This window comes from Bacillus sp. SRB_331, from assembly GCF_003264175.1.
Taxonomy (GTDB): Bacteria; Bacillota; Bacilli; order Bacillales; family Bacillaceae_G; genus Bacillus_A; species Bacillus_A mycoides.
Window position 1 is genome coordinate 23,569 of sequence record NZ_NADV01000043.1, and the last position, 15,383, is coordinate 38,951.

Genomic DNA, 15,383 nt, shown 5'->3' on the forward strand with positions numbered 1-15,383 from the left:
TATGAAATAGAATAGAAATGGTATACAAGCTTAAGCGGAAATGTACACTCAATGTGTACATTTTTTATTTTGTAGAAAAACATAATTGTTATAGAAACATATATTGGTATAGAAAGGAGGAGAAATATGAAACATAAAGGTAAAATTAGTGGGTTATTACTTGGGAATACAGTGGCAGTTACAGAATGGATTGCGCTTCAGGATGTAATTACAAAACTGGATTCGCGATCATTTTATACCGTCTTTATTATTTATATATTGCAAATGATACTCAGCTATTATTTTGGACATTGGTATGATAAAAGAGCGAGTGGGCGTATGGATACGGAAGTAGGGGGAATGGCAAGTAATGATTTTGTAGTTGATTTCTTTGAGAAAGTAGCTGCTTTATCGGAACGGGATTCTCATAATATTACAGTGTACATTCTTTCAGTGAAAGAATGGAAAGAACTAAAAGAAACAGTACAAGAAAAAAATTTGAGGTGTTAGTACAAAAATTGGAGAGTACGATTGTAAAGACAATTCGTAAAGGGGATGTCGTTACTAGGTGGGATGAAAATAAGTATGTTATTGTGGCGATTGATAACGGACATGAAAAGTCGACAATAACAAACCGATTAATGAAAAATATTGAAAATGAAATAGAAAATGGTTTGTTAAGTATGACGCTATTATTTGGAGCTGCTAGTTATCCAATAGAAGGAAAAACCTTTGAAGAATTGTTAAGAAAGGCACAAAATCAATTGTACCAGCATAGGGATTTGTAAGAAAATGAGTGAAACTTCGATTTGAAGAAATATGATATGAAGAAGTTTTGAATGTAACATTTTTTTGACTTTTATTACAAAAAGAACTTTTATTGTAATAAAAGTCTTTAAAAATATATGGAATAAGCATATAATTATGTTGGATGTGTCAATGCATTTTGCACAATGTGTTTCATTTTTAAAGTGTAGAGGAAAGCATGCTCTACACTTTTCCTTTTTAGGGAATGACAAGAATAATTGTAAGTTGTTGCAAGATGACATTTACACTGTGTAAAATGAACAAAGAAATTATTTGATAGAAAGCGGAAAGGAAATGATAGAATGATAGACGTGACAGAACAACGACCATCTTTTATCAGGTGAATTATTACTGTTGTTCTCCAAATTATTATGGCTGTGATGAATTCCGTTGTACTTTTATGTAATACATAGTATAAACAGGTTTTAAAAAGTGCCAAGTAAAAGGTAGATATGAAACTGCTATTTAGTTCAAAAATGTAATTTTGAGTAATACAATTTGTACAAGCATTATAAACAATATGAATGATTTTCGTAAAAAAGGTGCGAGTGTGGAGTTAATAAAAGGATAAATAATTTCATAGCTTTTTACACGATTATCGTATATAAGTAGGAGGAAAAAGATGTTGAAGTATAGTAAATTAGCAATTGTAACTGCATTATCAATGACTTTACTAGCGGGTTGTTTCGGGCCGAAACCAGAAGAGGAATTATATGTTGCATTTGAAAATGCTGCAAAACAAGAAAAAACAATGTTTGAAGATGCGAAGAAACTTGAAACTTTAGAAAAAGAGGGACAAGAATTATATAATCAGATTGTTCAAGAAGGAAAAGATAATAATCAAACTGTTAAGGAAAAACTGAACCAAGCAGTGAAAAATACAGATGAACGAGAAAAAGTGCTTAAAAAAGAAAAAGAATCTTTAAATAAGGCACAAGAAGAAGTGAAGTCAGCAGATAAATATGTGAAGAAAATTGAAGATAAGAAATTGAAAGATCAAGCGGATAAAGTGAAAAGCACATATGAGAAACGACACGATTCATTTAACAAAATGTATGATAGCTATAATAAATCGTTAAAACAAGAAAAAGAATTATATACAATGTTACAAGATAAAGGTACAAAATTAAAAGATATTAGTGAAAAAGTAAAAGTGGTAAATCAGTCTTATAAAGATATTGAATCAGAAAAAGACAAGTTTAATGAATTTACAAAAACTTATAATACAGAAAAAATAGCTTTTTATAAACAAGCAAATATTAAAATTAAAGAAGAGAAAAAATAAAACAGTTTGGCCTAATATTAGGCCAAACTGTTTTATTTTTTTGTATAGGTACGGCTATACCATGGAACTGGTTCGCTTAATTTTTTTTCCTGTTTTAATGCTTCAGGACCAATATAATCTTGAAGTGTTTTTTTTGCTATTGTTAAAGATAAGGTTGTTTTCGGATTTCGATAGGAGGATTCAAGGTGACCAAGATGCGGTAGGGTGCGAAAATCATCTTTCGTAGGAGGGATATGGAAAAAATAATCACCTAAACGTATAAGAACATCGGATTGTTGTTGACTAAAACGTGGATTTCTAGAAAAATGTAATCCTTCTTTGATAGCCTTTTTTTCAGTAATTAAGCGTTCTAAAGCAGTCTTTTTTAACCAATATAAGTACTTAGGGTTAGTTGCAGCTTTAGCATGACGATTCACAACGAAAATAGATTGAGCTAGTCTATTAATAGAATGTTGATTATGCAATGGAGATTGTGGTTGTGAAGGTTTCATATTGACTCTCCTTTCAATTTTTCCTTATTATAGCATAAATAAAATGGGTTTTTATTATATGCAAAAAGTAATTGTATATATTTTCAATATTAAAGCAATATTGTTACAAAAAACAACTATTTTGTATAATAGTGATAGAATATGTTTCAGAAATTTGATAATGAAAGAGTGAGAAGTTTGAAAGAAATATTAAAATTACAATATGCCATTATAGATATTGGATCTAATACAATGCGTTTAGTTATTTATGAAAAGCAAAATGGAGGTTTTTATAAAGAAATTGAAAATACGAAAGTGGTTGCTCGGTTAAGAAATTATTTAATCGATGGTGTTTTGAATGAAGAAGGTAAAGAAGTATTGTTACAAACATTATTTCAATTTCAAGAAAGTACAAAATTCCATCAGTTGCATCATGTACTTTGTGTTGCAACGGCAACAATTAGACAGGCTGAGAATCAAGAGGAGATTAAAAAACTTGTTGAAGGACAAACAGACTTTACTCTTAGAGTATTATCAGAATATGAGGAAGCACGTTACGGCTATTTAGCAGTTATGAATTCTACTTCGTTTTCGGAAGGAATAACAGTAGATATTGGTGGCGGAAGTACGGAAGTTACATATATTAAAAATAGAGAGATTTTAGAGTACCATAGTTTTCCTTTTGGTGCGCTTTCTTTAAAACATCTATTTATTAAAGGTGATATTCCTACTAAAGATGAATTAGAGGAAATTCGAGAGTATTTAGAGTGTCAATTTCGAACGTTACCATGGTTAATTGATAAGAAATTGCCTCTTATTGCAATTGGTGGTAGTGCGAGAAACTTAGCGAAAATCAACCAAAATTTAACAAACTATCCTATAGCGGGAGTACATTTATACAAAATGAAAGAAGAAGATATTGAAAATGTAAAAGGTGCATTGGAAAAACAATCGTTTATCGAACTTCAGAAAATGGAAGGATTGGCAAAAGATCGAGCTGATACAATTATTCCAGCGGTTGAAGTATTTCATAAACTTGTAAATATTACAGAAGCAACGGCATTTGTATTAAGCAAAAAAGGATTAAGAGAAGGTGTTTTCTATGAAGAGTTGACGAAAGATTTAGGGATTTCATATTATCCGAATGTAGTTGAAGAAAGCTTACATTTGTTATCACACGAATATGAAATGGATATGGAATTTGTCATTCAACTTATTAAACATGGAAGATTGATTTGTAAACAACTCGAAGAAATGGGACTGATTTCTGTTTCAATAAAAGACTGGGAAGCATTCCATCAAGCAGCGAAAGTATTTAATATTGGAAAATATATAGACGAAGAAGAGAGTCGTTTACACACGTTTTATTTATTGGCAAATAAAACAATTGACGGCATGATGCATAAAGATCGAGTGAGGTTAGCGCTTATTGCATCTTATAAATCAAAAATGCTATTTAAACAACATTTATCTCCATTTGAAGGTTGGTTTGATAAAAGTGAACAAAAAAAAATCCGCCTATTAGGCGCTGTTTTACAATTTTCAGCTGCTTTAAATGTAAGACAAAGATCGCTTGTTGATACGATATCCATAACAGAAAATAAAGAAGGATTAACGTTTAGAATTTTATGTGAGCAATCGGCATTAGCAGAAAAAGTACAAGCTGAAAAACAAAAAAAGCAGCTAGAAAGAGTATTGAAAACAAATATTCACTTATCATTCGAATCAAAACGTTAAGTTGTACGGATGTCTTTACAGAAAATTAACACTTTGGAATATTGTAATTTGATAAAATGAAAGTAACTAAATTATAGTGAAAAAGTTTCAAAGGGAAGTGTGAAGAGAATGGAATTGCTAAAGGGGAATTTAGTAAATTTAAATGATACAGCGTATTATAATAATCGTGAATTAAGCTGGCTAGCATTTAATGAACGTGTACTACAAGAAGCGCAAGATGAAAATAATCCACTATTAGAAAGACTAAAGTTTATTAGTATTTTTAGTTCGAATTTAGATGAATTTTTTATGGTGCGCGTAGCAGGTTTGAAAGATCAAGTAAGTGCGGGATTTAATCAGCCAGAAAATAAAGCAGGTTTAACACCAAAGAAACAGTTAAATAAGATTGCGATAAAATCGCATGAGTTAATGACTGTGCAGTATGAAACGTTTAAAAATTATGTATTGCCAGCGCTTGAACTAGAGGGGATTGAGCGTTTAACATTCCATGATTTGACGAAAGAGCAAAGGGAATTTATCGAGGAGTATTTTGATGAACAAATATTTCCGGTTTTAACCCCTGTATCTATTGATGCGTATCGTCCATTTCCAATGTTATTAAATAAAAGTTTGAATTTAGCTACTATTTTATATGATGAGCAACAGGCTGAGGAAGAAAATCGTACGAAGTTAGGAATTGTACAAGTGCCTTCATTACTGGAGCGTTTCATATTTTTACCGAGTGAAGGGCAAAAACATAAATTTATTTTATTAGAAGATGTAATTAGTGGTTTTACTCATAAACTATTCACAGGATATAACGTATCACCTGTTACTCGTTTCCGTATTACACGTAATGCGGATTTAACGATCCATGAAGAAGGTGCACGCGATTTATTAAAAGTAATTGAAAAAGAATTGAAAAAGCGTAAGTGGGGAGCTGCCGTTCGTTTAGAAGTTGGTAAAGAACACATTGATGAAAGGGTGTTAGCGTTATTGTATGATGTGTTAGAAGTAAAAGATGAAGATGTGTACATGATGGATGGACCGTTAGATTTAACATGTTTATTCTCCTTATATAAAAAATTAGCGCCTTTATATGAACATCTAGTATATCCGGCTCTTATTCCTCAACCTCCTCAAGATTTAGGTGATGAGGAAGATGTATTTGAAAAAGCGATAGAACATGATATTTTATTACACCATCCCTTTGAGTCGTTTCAGCCAGTCGTTGATTTTGTCCGTGATGCGGCAGATGACTCGAATGTACTTGCGATCAAACAAACATTATATCGTGTAAGTGGAGATTCTCCAATAATTCAGGCGCTGAAGGTAGCAGCTGAAAAAGGAAAACAAGTGACGGTATTGGTTGAGTTAAAGGCAAGGTTTGATGAAGAGAATAATGTTCATTGGGCTAAAGAATTGGAACAGGCCGGATGTCACGTTATTTACGGAGTAAGTCACTTGAAAACGCATAGTAAAATTACGTTAGTTGTAAGAAGAAGAAACGGAAAAATTGAAAGGTTTGTACATCTTGGAACCGGAAATTATAATGATGCAACAGCGAAGTTGTATACCGATTTTGGATATATTACATCGCGAAAAGACTTTGGTGTAGATGCAACAAATTTCTTTAATTATTTGAGTGGTTATACAAAAAAACCGCATTTTCATCATTTATCTGTTGCCCCGTTTGATATAAGAGAGCAGTTTATGGAGTTAATAGATGAGGAAATCCGTTATCATAGACAATATGGAAATGGATATATTATCGCTAAAATGAATTCGTTAACAGATAAACCGTTAATAAAAAAAATGTATGAAGCATCACAAGCTGGGGTAAGGGTAGAGCTCATCGTTAGAGGGACATGTTGTTTAAGACCAGGGATTCCGAATGTAAGTGAAAATATTCGTGTAGTTAGTGTTGTTGGAAGATATTTAGAACATAGTCGTATTTATTATTTCCATCATAATGGAGATGAAAAAATATATTTATCTTCAGCTGATTTGATGACGCGAAATATGGAAAAACGAGTAGAAATATCCTTCTCAATTTTAGATATTGAAATGAAAGCGAGAATAAAGGCAATTTTACAGCTGGTTTTAGCTGATAATGTGAAAACACGTGAACAAAATAAAGATGGTGACTATTATTATATAATTAATAGTAGTATAGAAGAAATTGATAGCCAAGTGAATTTATTTAAGATGGCGTATCAAAATACAGACGCTGAATAGTGTGAAAAAAGTAAAAACCTCTTATTGAATTTAAGAGGTTTTTACTTTTTTTCTCTACTCATATATTCTCAAAATGGAAGGATGAGTAGAGAGAATAGTTTTTATTATAGGCGTGTGATGAGTCGGTTCGTTGAGAGAAAAACATTAGAAGAATGGTTGGTTTAAATTAATAATAGTATGGTTGTTGACAAGGCCCTCCGTAACAAGGAAAAGGTGCTGGTGGTGGGAAAGGCGGTGGATAAGGCGGATAAAACGGTCTAGGCCCGAAAGCTAATGCTCCGCCTAGCAGTCCGCCAGCAATTCCAGCTAGAAATGGAACACCGAAAAATGGAAAGAAGCGTGAGTCGCCTGCTGGACCAAAAGGTGCTGAACGAACTGGGATCGGTTGATAATATGGATACATGAACAAACCTCCTTTACTGGACTCATTTTTATCATATGGTGGACCAAGCGTGGATGAGCGCGTACAAGGAAGGATATGTAAGGAAATAGGCGAATTGTTACGAATGTTGTAGGATGAAGAGTGTAATTTCAGGTTTTGACATAAAGCGGAATGGGACACGTGTTCTTCCAATACCTCGATTGACATAGAGAGTCAAACCTTGAATGTTATAGAAACCTTCAATATATTCTTTTGCAAGCGACGGGGTAATAATAGCACCTAAAAAAGGAATTTGTACTTGTCCGCCATGGCTATGACCAGAAAGTTGAAGATTGATTGGATATGTAGCGATTTGTGGCGCGATATCTGGTTCGTGAACGAGAACAATTGTATAAATATTTTGTTTTGCATGTTGTAAAGTTTCCGCTATTTTTGGTTTACCCAGTAGCATATCATCGAGTCCGAAAATAGAAATTTCACTATTATCCAGTAAACGAATTCGCTTTTCGCTATTTTGCAAAAGTTCAAATCCAGATTCGCGCATGATGTGATCATAGTATTCAGTTCCATATCCACCATGGTCGTGGTTACCATAAATGGAAAATTTACCGAAGGGTGCCTGTATATTCTTTAAAATGGATGCAACAAAAGAAGCCTCGGTATATGTTTGGTAATCATCAATGAGATCACCAGTAAAAAGGACAATATCTGGCTTTTCAGCATTAATCTTGGAAACGATTTGAGATAAATGTTGGAGAGAGAAATAGTATCCTAGATGTAAATCGCTAAATTGAAGGATCTTCATACCATGAAAACCTTTTGGTATGAGCGGTGATTTAAGTGTGTGTTGCGTAAAAGAAAGCAAATAGGGCTCTATATATTTAGCATAATAATAGCCGATACTTGCGGTTATAAATGAATATAGACAAGTGCGTATTCCAGATTTTAAAAAATTTCTTCTTGTAATTTTCTTCATATACAGTTTACTCGAACCTCCCTTCAGTTTTTTTAAAATATATTTTAAATACTAAAGAAGTAGTATAGATTACGAAAAAAATGAACGAAAAGAAACCTCTTTACGTTAAAATATCAGAAAAATTGAAAAATATAAAGATTTCTATCAAATAAAGTGATAAAATGAATGTGTATTCATTTTTTGGAGGGGATGTATGTGAAAGAGAAGGTAGTTATTATAACAGGTGGATCAAGTGGAATGGGAAAAGGGATGGCGATTCGTTTTGCGAAAGAAGGGGCACGTGTTGTTATTACAGGGCGTACAAAAGAAAAGCTAGAAGAAGCAAAGTTAGAAATTGAACAGTTTCCAGGGCAAGTATTATCTGTACAAATGGATGTACGAAATACTGATGATATTCAAAAAATGATTGAACATATTGATGAGAAGTTTGGACGAATTGATATTTTAATAAATAATGCAGCTGGAAACTTTATTTGTCCAGCAGAGGACTTATCTGTGAATGGCTGGAATTCGGTAATTAATATTGTATTAAATGGTACATTTTATTGTAGTCAGGCTATTGGTAAATATTGGATTGAAAAAGGTATAAAAGGAAATATTATTAACATGGTGGCAACATATGCATGGGATGCAGGCCCAGGGGTTATCCATTCGGCAGCAGCTAAAGCTGGTGTATTAGCGATGACAAAAACTCTTGCTGTTGAGTGGGGACGTAAATATGGAATACGAGTTAACGCTATCGCACCAGGACCAATTGAACGTACAGGTGGTGCCGATAAATTATGGATTTCAGAAGAAATGGCTAAGCGTACATTGCAAAGTGTCCCACTTGGTAGGCTGGGGACACCAGAAGAAATTGCGGGTCTAGCTTATTATTTATGTTCAGATGAAGCTGCATACATAAATGGAACTTGTATGACAATGGATGGTGGCCAGCATTTGCACCAATATCCATTTTAAAAGGAAAGAAAAATGTGACGAAGTTGTGACACGTGAGAGAAATGTGTTTACAAAGGGGGATATATAGGTTATATTTAAGACCTCTTTTTTCTTCATAGTAGAATTGCTAATTCCCCTTAGCATTTTACCCCTCTAATCCCTTCAGGAAAACTGAAGGGATTTTTTATTATTTTTCCGTAAATATCGTGTTATAATTTTTGAAAAGTAAAGGGAGGGAAGCACGTTGATAGATGCATTAGATGTAATGAGTAACTTGGATAAAGTCCTTCCTTATTATCAAGCTATTTTTAGTGCTGATGAGCATACAGTAATTGGATATGAAGTTGTAGGACGTATTCAAACAGAAGAGGGCATACAAAGTTTAGCATCTTTCTTCCATGATGATTCTATTCCGAGTGAGTTCCAACTTGAAGCGGATAACATCATCGTAGAAAAAGCGTTAAATAGGTATTTAGAAACGGATCAAAAATTATTATTATTTATACATCGGAATGCTAATGTATTAATGAATGATGAAGATGAAAGTTTACTTCAACTTTTGCTGATGTATGAAGAACAAGGTTTGAACTTACAACGCATTGTTCTGGAAATAACAGAACATGAATGTAAAGAAGATATAGAACAATTTAATCATTTACTCATGTATTATCGTACATATGGTATTCAAATTTCGATTAATAAAGTCGGAACGGGTACAAGTAATTTAGAGCGTATTAGCGTGTTAGCACCGGATATTTTAAAAGTAGATTTAACAAATTTAAGGCAAACTGCACTTTTACAATCTTATCAAGATATTTTATATTCCTTATCTTTACTTGCTAGAAGAATTGGTGCGACATTGTTATATGAAGAAATTGATGCTTTTTATCAACTACAATATGCTTGGAAAAACGGTGGTAGATATTATCAAGGTAATTATTTGAAAGAATGTTTACCTGATTTTATTGAAACGAATGTTTTAAAAGAGCGACTTGGTAATGAATGTCATCAATTTATTCTGCATGAGAAGAAGAAGTTGCAAAAAATTTATAATTTAACAGAGATGTTACGTGATCGAATTGGTGATGTTCTGTCAAAACAAAAAAAGAATGAAGATATAAATGATTGGTTATTACAATTTAGCCAAAGCATATCACAATATAGTTTTCGGATATTTATTTGTAATGAAGATGGTTTTCAACAATCGGGTAATATTATGAAAAAAGATGGTGGATGGATCATTATGCCAGAGTATTATATGAAGAACTGGAGCTGGCGCCCGTATTTTCTAGAAAATATAATGAAAATGCGTTTTGAGAATAAGGCAAGACTTTCAGATTTATATGCTGATATCGAAACTGGTGAAATGGTACGAACATTTTCATTCCCGATTGATGATGAAAACTTTTTATTTATAGATTTATCGTACGAATATTTATATGAAGAAGATGTTTTATTTTAATGCACGAAGAGATTCGTGTATTTTTTTGTTTGTTTTTATCATAAATTGGTAATAGTGAACATGATGATGAAAATGCTGTCTATCGTTGTAAAGATTTTACGAACGAAATCATCCCTTTCTTTGCATAATCATTGTTACAATGAATACTACAAAGACGAGCTCTTTTAAAAGGAAGGTGAAAAAATGAAGAAATATGGAATATGGTTTGTTCTATTTATATGTGTTGCCTTTCTAGTTGGCTATAGTGTCACAACTGTTTTAGGAAAAGAAGAAGTGAAAGTGGATCGGAAAGAAGTGTTTACAACGATACAAAAAGGTTATGAGACGCAATTTTCAATCCGCGGGAAGCAAATACCTATGAATAAGATGATAGAGACGTTATCACCATATTTTACAAATAATTTCCTTCAAGTTTTTACAGATGAAAACAGTAGAAATGAAAAACAAAGTGGTGAATATTTACTTCCAGCAAAAGAAGCTCCATTTTCTTTTAATTCAGAAACAAAAATGTCTTATGATGAAGAACATAAAAATTTATATGTCTATGAGCGGACAAAGAGTGGACAATATCAAATTGTGACATTGCAAAAGGATAATGGAAAATGGAAATTAGCAGGGTATCATGAAAGTCAGGAACTGTTGACTGAAATAAAAAGGTTACAACAATTATGAGAATAGGAATAGGTGTCGCCTATTCCTATTCTATACCGAGTAGCTGTTGTAATTTTTCAATTTGAAAACCTGCCACAACTTCTTCGTCAATTACAACTGTTGGAGTTGAATAGGATTCATAGTCATATAAAAGACGATTGCGTGCAGCAGCGTCTTTTTTTATGTCAAATTCTTCATATACAACGTTATTATGTTTTAAAAATTCTTTTACAATGGTACAAGGCGGACAATCAGGTTGTGTATAAACCTCAATTTTTTTCATTGTAATTCCTCCCTTTTTCTGTTGTTTATTATATTCTGCCAGTATAAAAAGCGCAATAAAGAAGTAAAAAGATGATCTTTCATCTTTTTACTTCTTATTTCGACAAATTTTAGTTGAGTTTCTTGCCAAGAACCTTTATCCTAGATTGTGGAACGTTTTTTCTGTTATGACGGATAGAATGAGTATAGCTGTAAAACCTATTGGTAGGAAGATCAGAGAAAGGAGAGATTTCATGTCTCTACTCCAAGGAATTTTAACTCGACTTGTTAGTCTACAAGAGCAAGCTGAAAGCGGTGAAGTAGCACAACGCTATTTTGAAGTGAACGGTGAGCGCAAATGTAGCGTGAAATTTTTCGATAAAAGTGAAATGTATGAGTTAGAAGTGTATCAACAAGGTGAAAAACCTCAAGTGTATCAATTCGATAACATCGATATGGTTGCAATTGAGATTTACGATATCATTTCTTGATACATATAAAAAAGGTACTGCCAAATGGCGGTACCTTTTTTAGTTATATTAATTAATGGGCTATATAGGTAGTAGAAGTTGAAATTTAAGTCGCGATTAAATAAAAGAGTTTTTACAAATGTATATGTATAGGAATTTTTTATTTTTCCTACAATGATAGTAAATATTAATAGGAGGTGCAAAGGATGGAACGCTTACCGATTGTTATTTGTCCTAATTGTCACAGTCATGCTGAAATTAATCACGTATTAACCGCCCAGTCTAATCAAAATGTAATATATACATGTAGGTTTTGTAATTATGTAATTCGAAATATTGAAACGAATAAAGGGTAGTAAGTTATAATTTTTGTTTTTGTCCCATACAATGAGAATACGAAAAGTCTGTCTAATTGAAAGGACGTGACTATGTGGACGGTGAGCATACATTTTATAATGTTTCAGAGAGACATTTGAATTTTGATATGGTATTTAACCGTATTTGTAGTTTCATTGAAAAGGATCCGCGAAATTTATATCGATTATCTATTGGGACAGACTCACAAGCGCATCAAAAGGATACGAGGTTTATTACAGCGATACATATTCATCGTGTTGGAAAAGGAGCATGGGGATGTTTGCATCATAAATCAGTGAAAAATAAGCCAGCAACGTTGCGAGAGAAAATATATTTAGAAACACAGTTTAGTCAAGAAATCGCCTATCTATTTACTCCCAATCATATACAAGCGATATGGGATTTATTGCACCCATACGCTCAAGATGGAGCAGGATTCATAATGGAAATTCATTTAGATATCGGGAATGATGGTTTAACAAAAGAATTTATTTTAGATATGACGATGAAAATTCAAGCAATGGGATTAACAGCAAAAATTAAACCAGATGCTTATGCGGCATTTAGTTACGCAAACAGATATACAAAATAATGTGAAATGATGTCTATATATTCGCAGTCGTTAAGTGTTTCTAACAAAAACTGAATATTACATCTGTTAAATAGACTGAAAAATTTATATAATGAGAGTGATGATGCGAGTGCAAGGAGAGGAGCATATGGAAAAGGAATTTGTTTTAACAAGAGAAGAAGAAAATTTATTGTTGGATATTCTGTTTCAGCAAAATTACGCGAGCGAAATTTTAGCGGTGGAGCTTACAGACATTGAGAATGGTTTAAAACAGACAGATGTGACGCAATATAAAAAAATCACAAGATTGTTTTACCGATTAAAAAATAAAGGATATTAAGCACTACCGGAATGGTAGTCTTTTTTTTATGTTATATGCTAAAATAGTTATGTATTTTTATTTTTATTAGAAGAATGTCAGGACAAAATAATAATATGAAAACGCTATCATAAAATGTGAATAGGATCGGAGAATATTAGCAGGAAAAAGGGGAAATGGGGGATGTAACATGATTAGTATTCCGAAAGACGAGTTTCAACAAATTCTTGTGAAGGATTTAATGATTTCATCAGATAAAGTAGCACATGTACAAATAGGGAATGGTCTAGAACATGCTTTACTCGTTCTTGTGAAATCTGGATATTCGGCGATTCCTGTTTTAGACCCTATGTATAAATTACATGGGTTAATTAGTACTGCTATGATTTTAGATGGTATTTTAGGATTAGAGCGCATTGAGTTTGAAAGACTTGAGAATATGAAAGTGGAACAAGTGATGAAGGAAGAGATTCCAGTTCTTATGTTAGAAGATTCTTTTGCAAAAGCTTTAGAAATGACAATTGATCATCCTTTTATTTGCGCTGTCAATGAAGAAGGTTACTTCGAGGGTATTTTAACACGGCGGGCTATTTTAAAATTGTTGAATAAAAAAGTGAGACAGCATAATCGATAACGTAGGGAAAGTGACTTCACAGAAAAGGCGAAGTCACTTTTTTTCGTGCATATCAGTTGTGTATGTATTATATTTAAAAAGACATAAAGCATAAGAAAAGTTTGAACTAACAAACCGTTCTAATGTATAAAAGTATGCAATTAAATTAAGGATGAAATACTTATTAAAATTAGGTGTATGGAAGCTAAGGAAAGAGGGAGAAAGTTGCAAATTGATGATTTTCAAATGATGGTTGTGTTAGCTCAGGAATCAAATATGAGAAAAGCGGCGGAACGTTTATTTGTTTCCCAACCTGCGCTTAGTCAACGATTACAATCTATGGAGAAACAATGGGGAATGAAATTTTTTATTCGTTCACAAAAAGGATTAACAATTACACCTGAAGGGGAAAAAGTTGCAAATTATGCAAAAGAAATGTTACAACGGGAAGAGGGTATTAAAAGTGAACTGGCTCTTTTTAGAACCGAAACATACGGTACGTTAAAAATAGCTGTTGCATCAGTCATTGGGCAATATTGGCTTCCACCTGTTTTGAAAAAATTTGTGCATAAGTATCCTTCTGTGAAGATATCTCTGTTTACTGGCTGGAGTAGTGAAGTGCAAAAGCAATTTTATGAAGGAGACGTTCATGTTGCTATACTGAGAGGATCACAAGAATACAAAGGGCAGAAACAACAATTATTTGAAGATGAATTATATTTAGTTGATAAAGAAATAAAAGATATTTCGATGTTAAAAGAGACAAATAGACCATTTATTCAATTTAAAAGTGATTCGACCTACTATGGACAAATACAAAATTGGTGGTATGGATTATTTTCAAATCCACCTAAGCGAACGATTGTAGTTGACCAAATTGAAACGTGCAAACAGCTTGTTTTAAATGGAATAGGTTATGCTCTTTTACCTTCGACTGTTTTAAAAGAAGTGCAGGAAAATATGTATAAAACACCTGTTCAATTAACGAGAGAAACATGGTTATTGACGAGTGACTCGGCAAGGCAGTTGAAGCAAGTACAAGCATTTTTAGAAATTATAGAAGAAATTCAAATGGAAAAATAAGATTATTGTCTTGCTACTCGCTCTATCGTTTGGTAGAGTAACATTATAAATGGATTTAGGAGGCAACAAGAATGAAAATGATGGACGCTAACGAAATTATTTCGTTTATTCAAAACAGTGAAAAGAAAACTCCTGTAAAGGTATACATAAAAGGGGATTTAAAAGAGGTAACATTCCCTGAAACAGTACAAGCATTTGTAAATAAAAAATCTGGTGTATTATTCGGAGAATGGTCTGAAATTAAGACAATTCTTGATGAAAATAACAAGCACATTGTTGACTATGTAGTTGAGAATGACCGTCGTAATTCTGCAATTCCAATGCTTGATTTAAAAGGTATTAAAGCTCGTATTGAGCCAGGCGCGATTATTCGTGACCATGTAGAAATTGGTGACAACGCTGTTATCATGATGAATGCAACAATTAACATCGGTGCTGTAATTGGTGAAGGTACTATGATCGACATGAATGCAGTGCTTGGTGGACGTGCAACAGTTGGTAAGAACTGTCACGTAGGTGCAGGTGCTGTACTTGCTGGTGTTATTGAGCCACCTTCTGCAAAACCAGTTATCGTTGAAGATGATGTTGTAATTGGTGCAAATGTAGTTGTTCTAGAAGGCGTTACAGTAGGTAAAGGTGCAGTTGTAGCAGCAGGAGCTGTTGTAACAGAAGATGTGCCTCCATATACAGTTGTTGCGGGAACTCCGGCACGTGTAATTAAAGAAATTGATGAGAAGACAAAAGCAAAAACTGAAATTAAACAAGAGCTTCGTCAATTAAACCCAGAGAAATAAAAAATAAAAA

At 32.9% G+C, this 15,383-nt stretch carries 17 protein-coding genes and 1 pseudogene; 14 read left to right on the forward strand and 4 right to left on the reverse strand.

The features are described 5' to 3' along the window. Positions 1-126: 126 nt before the first annotated feature. Positions 127-767, forward strand: a pseudogene (locus B5P42_RS24590) (diguanylate cyclase domain-containing protein). A 641-nt stretch (positions 768-1,408) separates the two neighbouring features. After that, complete coding sequence (locus B5P42_RS24595) at positions 1,409-2,071, forward strand: YkyA family protein (protein ID WP_105590041.1); 663 nt, start codon at positions 1,409-1,411, stop codon at positions 2,069-2,071. Positions 2,072-2,103: 32 nt separating this feature from the next. On the opposite strand, the gene B5P42_RS24600 is transcribed toward B5P42_RS24595, so the two are convergent. Beyond that, the gene (locus B5P42_RS24600) at positions 2,104-2,562 is read right to left on the reverse strand and encodes a YkyB family protein (protein WP_002014827.1); all 459 of its coding nucleotides are present in this window, start codon (positions 2,560-2,562) and stop codon (positions 2,104-2,106) included. Positions 2,563-2,703: 141 nt separating this feature from the next. Between B5P42_RS24600 and B5P42_RS24605 the strand changes: the two genes are divergently transcribed. Both B5P42_RS24605 and B5P42_RS24610 read left to right on the forward strand, forming a co-directional pair. Continuing rightward, positions 2,704-4,278 (forward strand): Ppx/GppA family phosphatase, encoded by a 1,575-nt coding sequence (locus B5P42_RS24605; RefSeq protein ID WP_113735478.1) that lies wholly within the window; start codon positions 2,704-2,706, stop codon positions 4,276-4,278. A 108-nt stretch (positions 4,279-4,386) separates the two neighbouring features. Next, positions 4,387-6,495: a polyphosphate kinase gene (locus B5P42_RS24610; RefSeq protein ID WP_113735479.1), complete on the forward strand. Its 2,109-nt coding sequence runs from the start codon at positions 4,387-4,389 to the stop codon at positions 6,493-6,495. A gap of 166 nt (positions 6,496-6,661) precedes the next feature. On the opposite strand, the gene B5P42_RS24615 is transcribed toward B5P42_RS24610, so the two are convergent. Continuing rightward, on the reverse strand, positions 6,662-6,898 hold the full coding sequence (locus B5P42_RS24615; protein ID WP_002014830.1) for a hypothetical protein: 237 nt from the start codon (positions 6,896-6,898) through the stop codon (positions 6,662-6,664). Between the two features lie 97 nt (positions 6,899-6,995). Next, positions 6,996-7,853, reverse strand: coding sequence for a metallophosphoesterase (locus B5P42_RS24620; RefSeq protein WP_002014831.1), 858 nt, complete (start codon positions 7,851-7,853; stop codon positions 6,996-6,998). Positions 7,854-8,048: 195 nt separating this feature from the next. Between B5P42_RS24620 and fadH the strand changes: the two genes are divergently transcribed. The 3 genes from fadH (at position 8,049) to B5P42_RS24635 (ending at position 10,926) form a co-directional block, all read left to right on the forward strand. Further along, the gene (fadH, locus tag B5P42_RS24625; protein ID WP_113735480.1) at positions 8,049-8,813 is read left to right on the forward strand and encodes a 2,4-dienoyl-CoA reductase; all 765 of its coding nucleotides are present in this window, start codon (positions 8,049-8,051) and stop codon (positions 8,811-8,813) included. A 223-nt stretch (positions 8,814-9,036) separates the two neighbouring features. Beyond that, entirely contained in the window at positions 9,037-10,254 is a 1,218-nt protein-coding gene (locus B5P42_RS24630; RefSeq protein WP_002128891.1) for an EAL domain-containing protein, read from the forward strand. 183 nt (positions 10,255-10,437) lie between these two features. Continuing rightward, positions 10,438-10,926, forward strand: a complete 489-nt coding sequence (locus B5P42_RS24635; protein WP_002014834.1) for a DUF3993 domain-containing protein — start codon at positions 10,438-10,440, stop codon at positions 10,924-10,926. A 25-nt stretch (positions 10,927-10,951) separates the two neighbouring features. On the opposite strand, the gene B5P42_RS24640 is transcribed toward B5P42_RS24635, so the two are convergent. Continuing rightward, positions 10,952-11,188 carry a glutaredoxin domain-containing protein gene (locus B5P42_RS24640; protein ID WP_002014835.1) on the reverse strand — a complete coding sequence of 79 codons (237 nt, stop codon included), beginning with the start codon at positions 11,186-11,188 and terminating at the stop codon, positions 10,952-10,954. 232 nt (positions 11,189-11,420) lie between these two features. On the opposite strand from B5P42_RS24640, the gene B5P42_RS24645 reads away from it, so the two are divergent. From B5P42_RS24645 to dapD, 7 genes are all read left to right on the forward strand, one after another. After that, on the forward strand, positions 11,421-11,657 hold the full coding sequence (locus B5P42_RS24645) for a YkuJ family protein (RefSeq protein ID WP_000055151.1): 237 nt from the start codon (positions 11,421-11,423) through the stop codon (positions 11,655-11,657). Between the two features lie 185 nt (positions 11,658-11,842). Further along, positions 11,843-11,992: a hypothetical protein gene (locus B5P42_RS24650; protein ID WP_002033828.1), complete on the forward strand. Its 150-nt coding sequence runs from the start codon at positions 11,843-11,845 to the stop codon at positions 11,990-11,992. Between the two features lie 74 nt (positions 11,993-12,066). After that, positions 12,067-12,585 (forward strand): ribonuclease H-like YkuK family protein, encoded by a 519-nt coding sequence (locus B5P42_RS24655; RefSeq protein WP_002033829.1) that lies wholly within the window; start codon positions 12,067-12,069, stop codon positions 12,583-12,585. A gap of 127 nt (positions 12,586-12,712) precedes the next feature. Further along, a complete protein-coding gene (gene abbA / locus B5P42_RS24660; RefSeq protein WP_002145987.1) occupies positions 12,713-12,904 on the forward strand; it encodes an antirepressor AbbA in 192 nt (63 codons plus the stop codon). Between the two features lie 169 nt (positions 12,905-13,073). After that, complete coding sequence (cbpB, locus tag B5P42_RS24665) at positions 13,074-13,517, forward strand: cyclic-di-AMP-binding protein CbpB (protein WP_002066926.1); 444 nt, start codon at positions 13,074-13,076, stop codon at positions 13,515-13,517. A 177-nt stretch (positions 13,518-13,694) separates the two neighbouring features. Beyond that, complete coding sequence (locus B5P42_RS24670; protein WP_002014840.1) at positions 13,695-14,579, forward strand: transcriptional regulator CcpC; 885 nt, start codon at positions 13,695-13,697, stop codon at positions 14,577-14,579. A 71-nt stretch (positions 14,580-14,650) separates the two neighbouring features. Further along, the gene (gene dapD / locus B5P42_RS24675) at positions 14,651-15,373 is read left to right on the forward strand and encodes a 2,3,4,5-tetrahydropyridine-2,6-dicarboxylate N-acetyltransferase (RefSeq protein WP_002014841.1); all 723 of its coding nucleotides are present in this window, start codon (positions 14,651-14,653) and stop codon (positions 15,371-15,373) included. Positions 15,374-15,383: the final 10 nt, after the last annotated feature.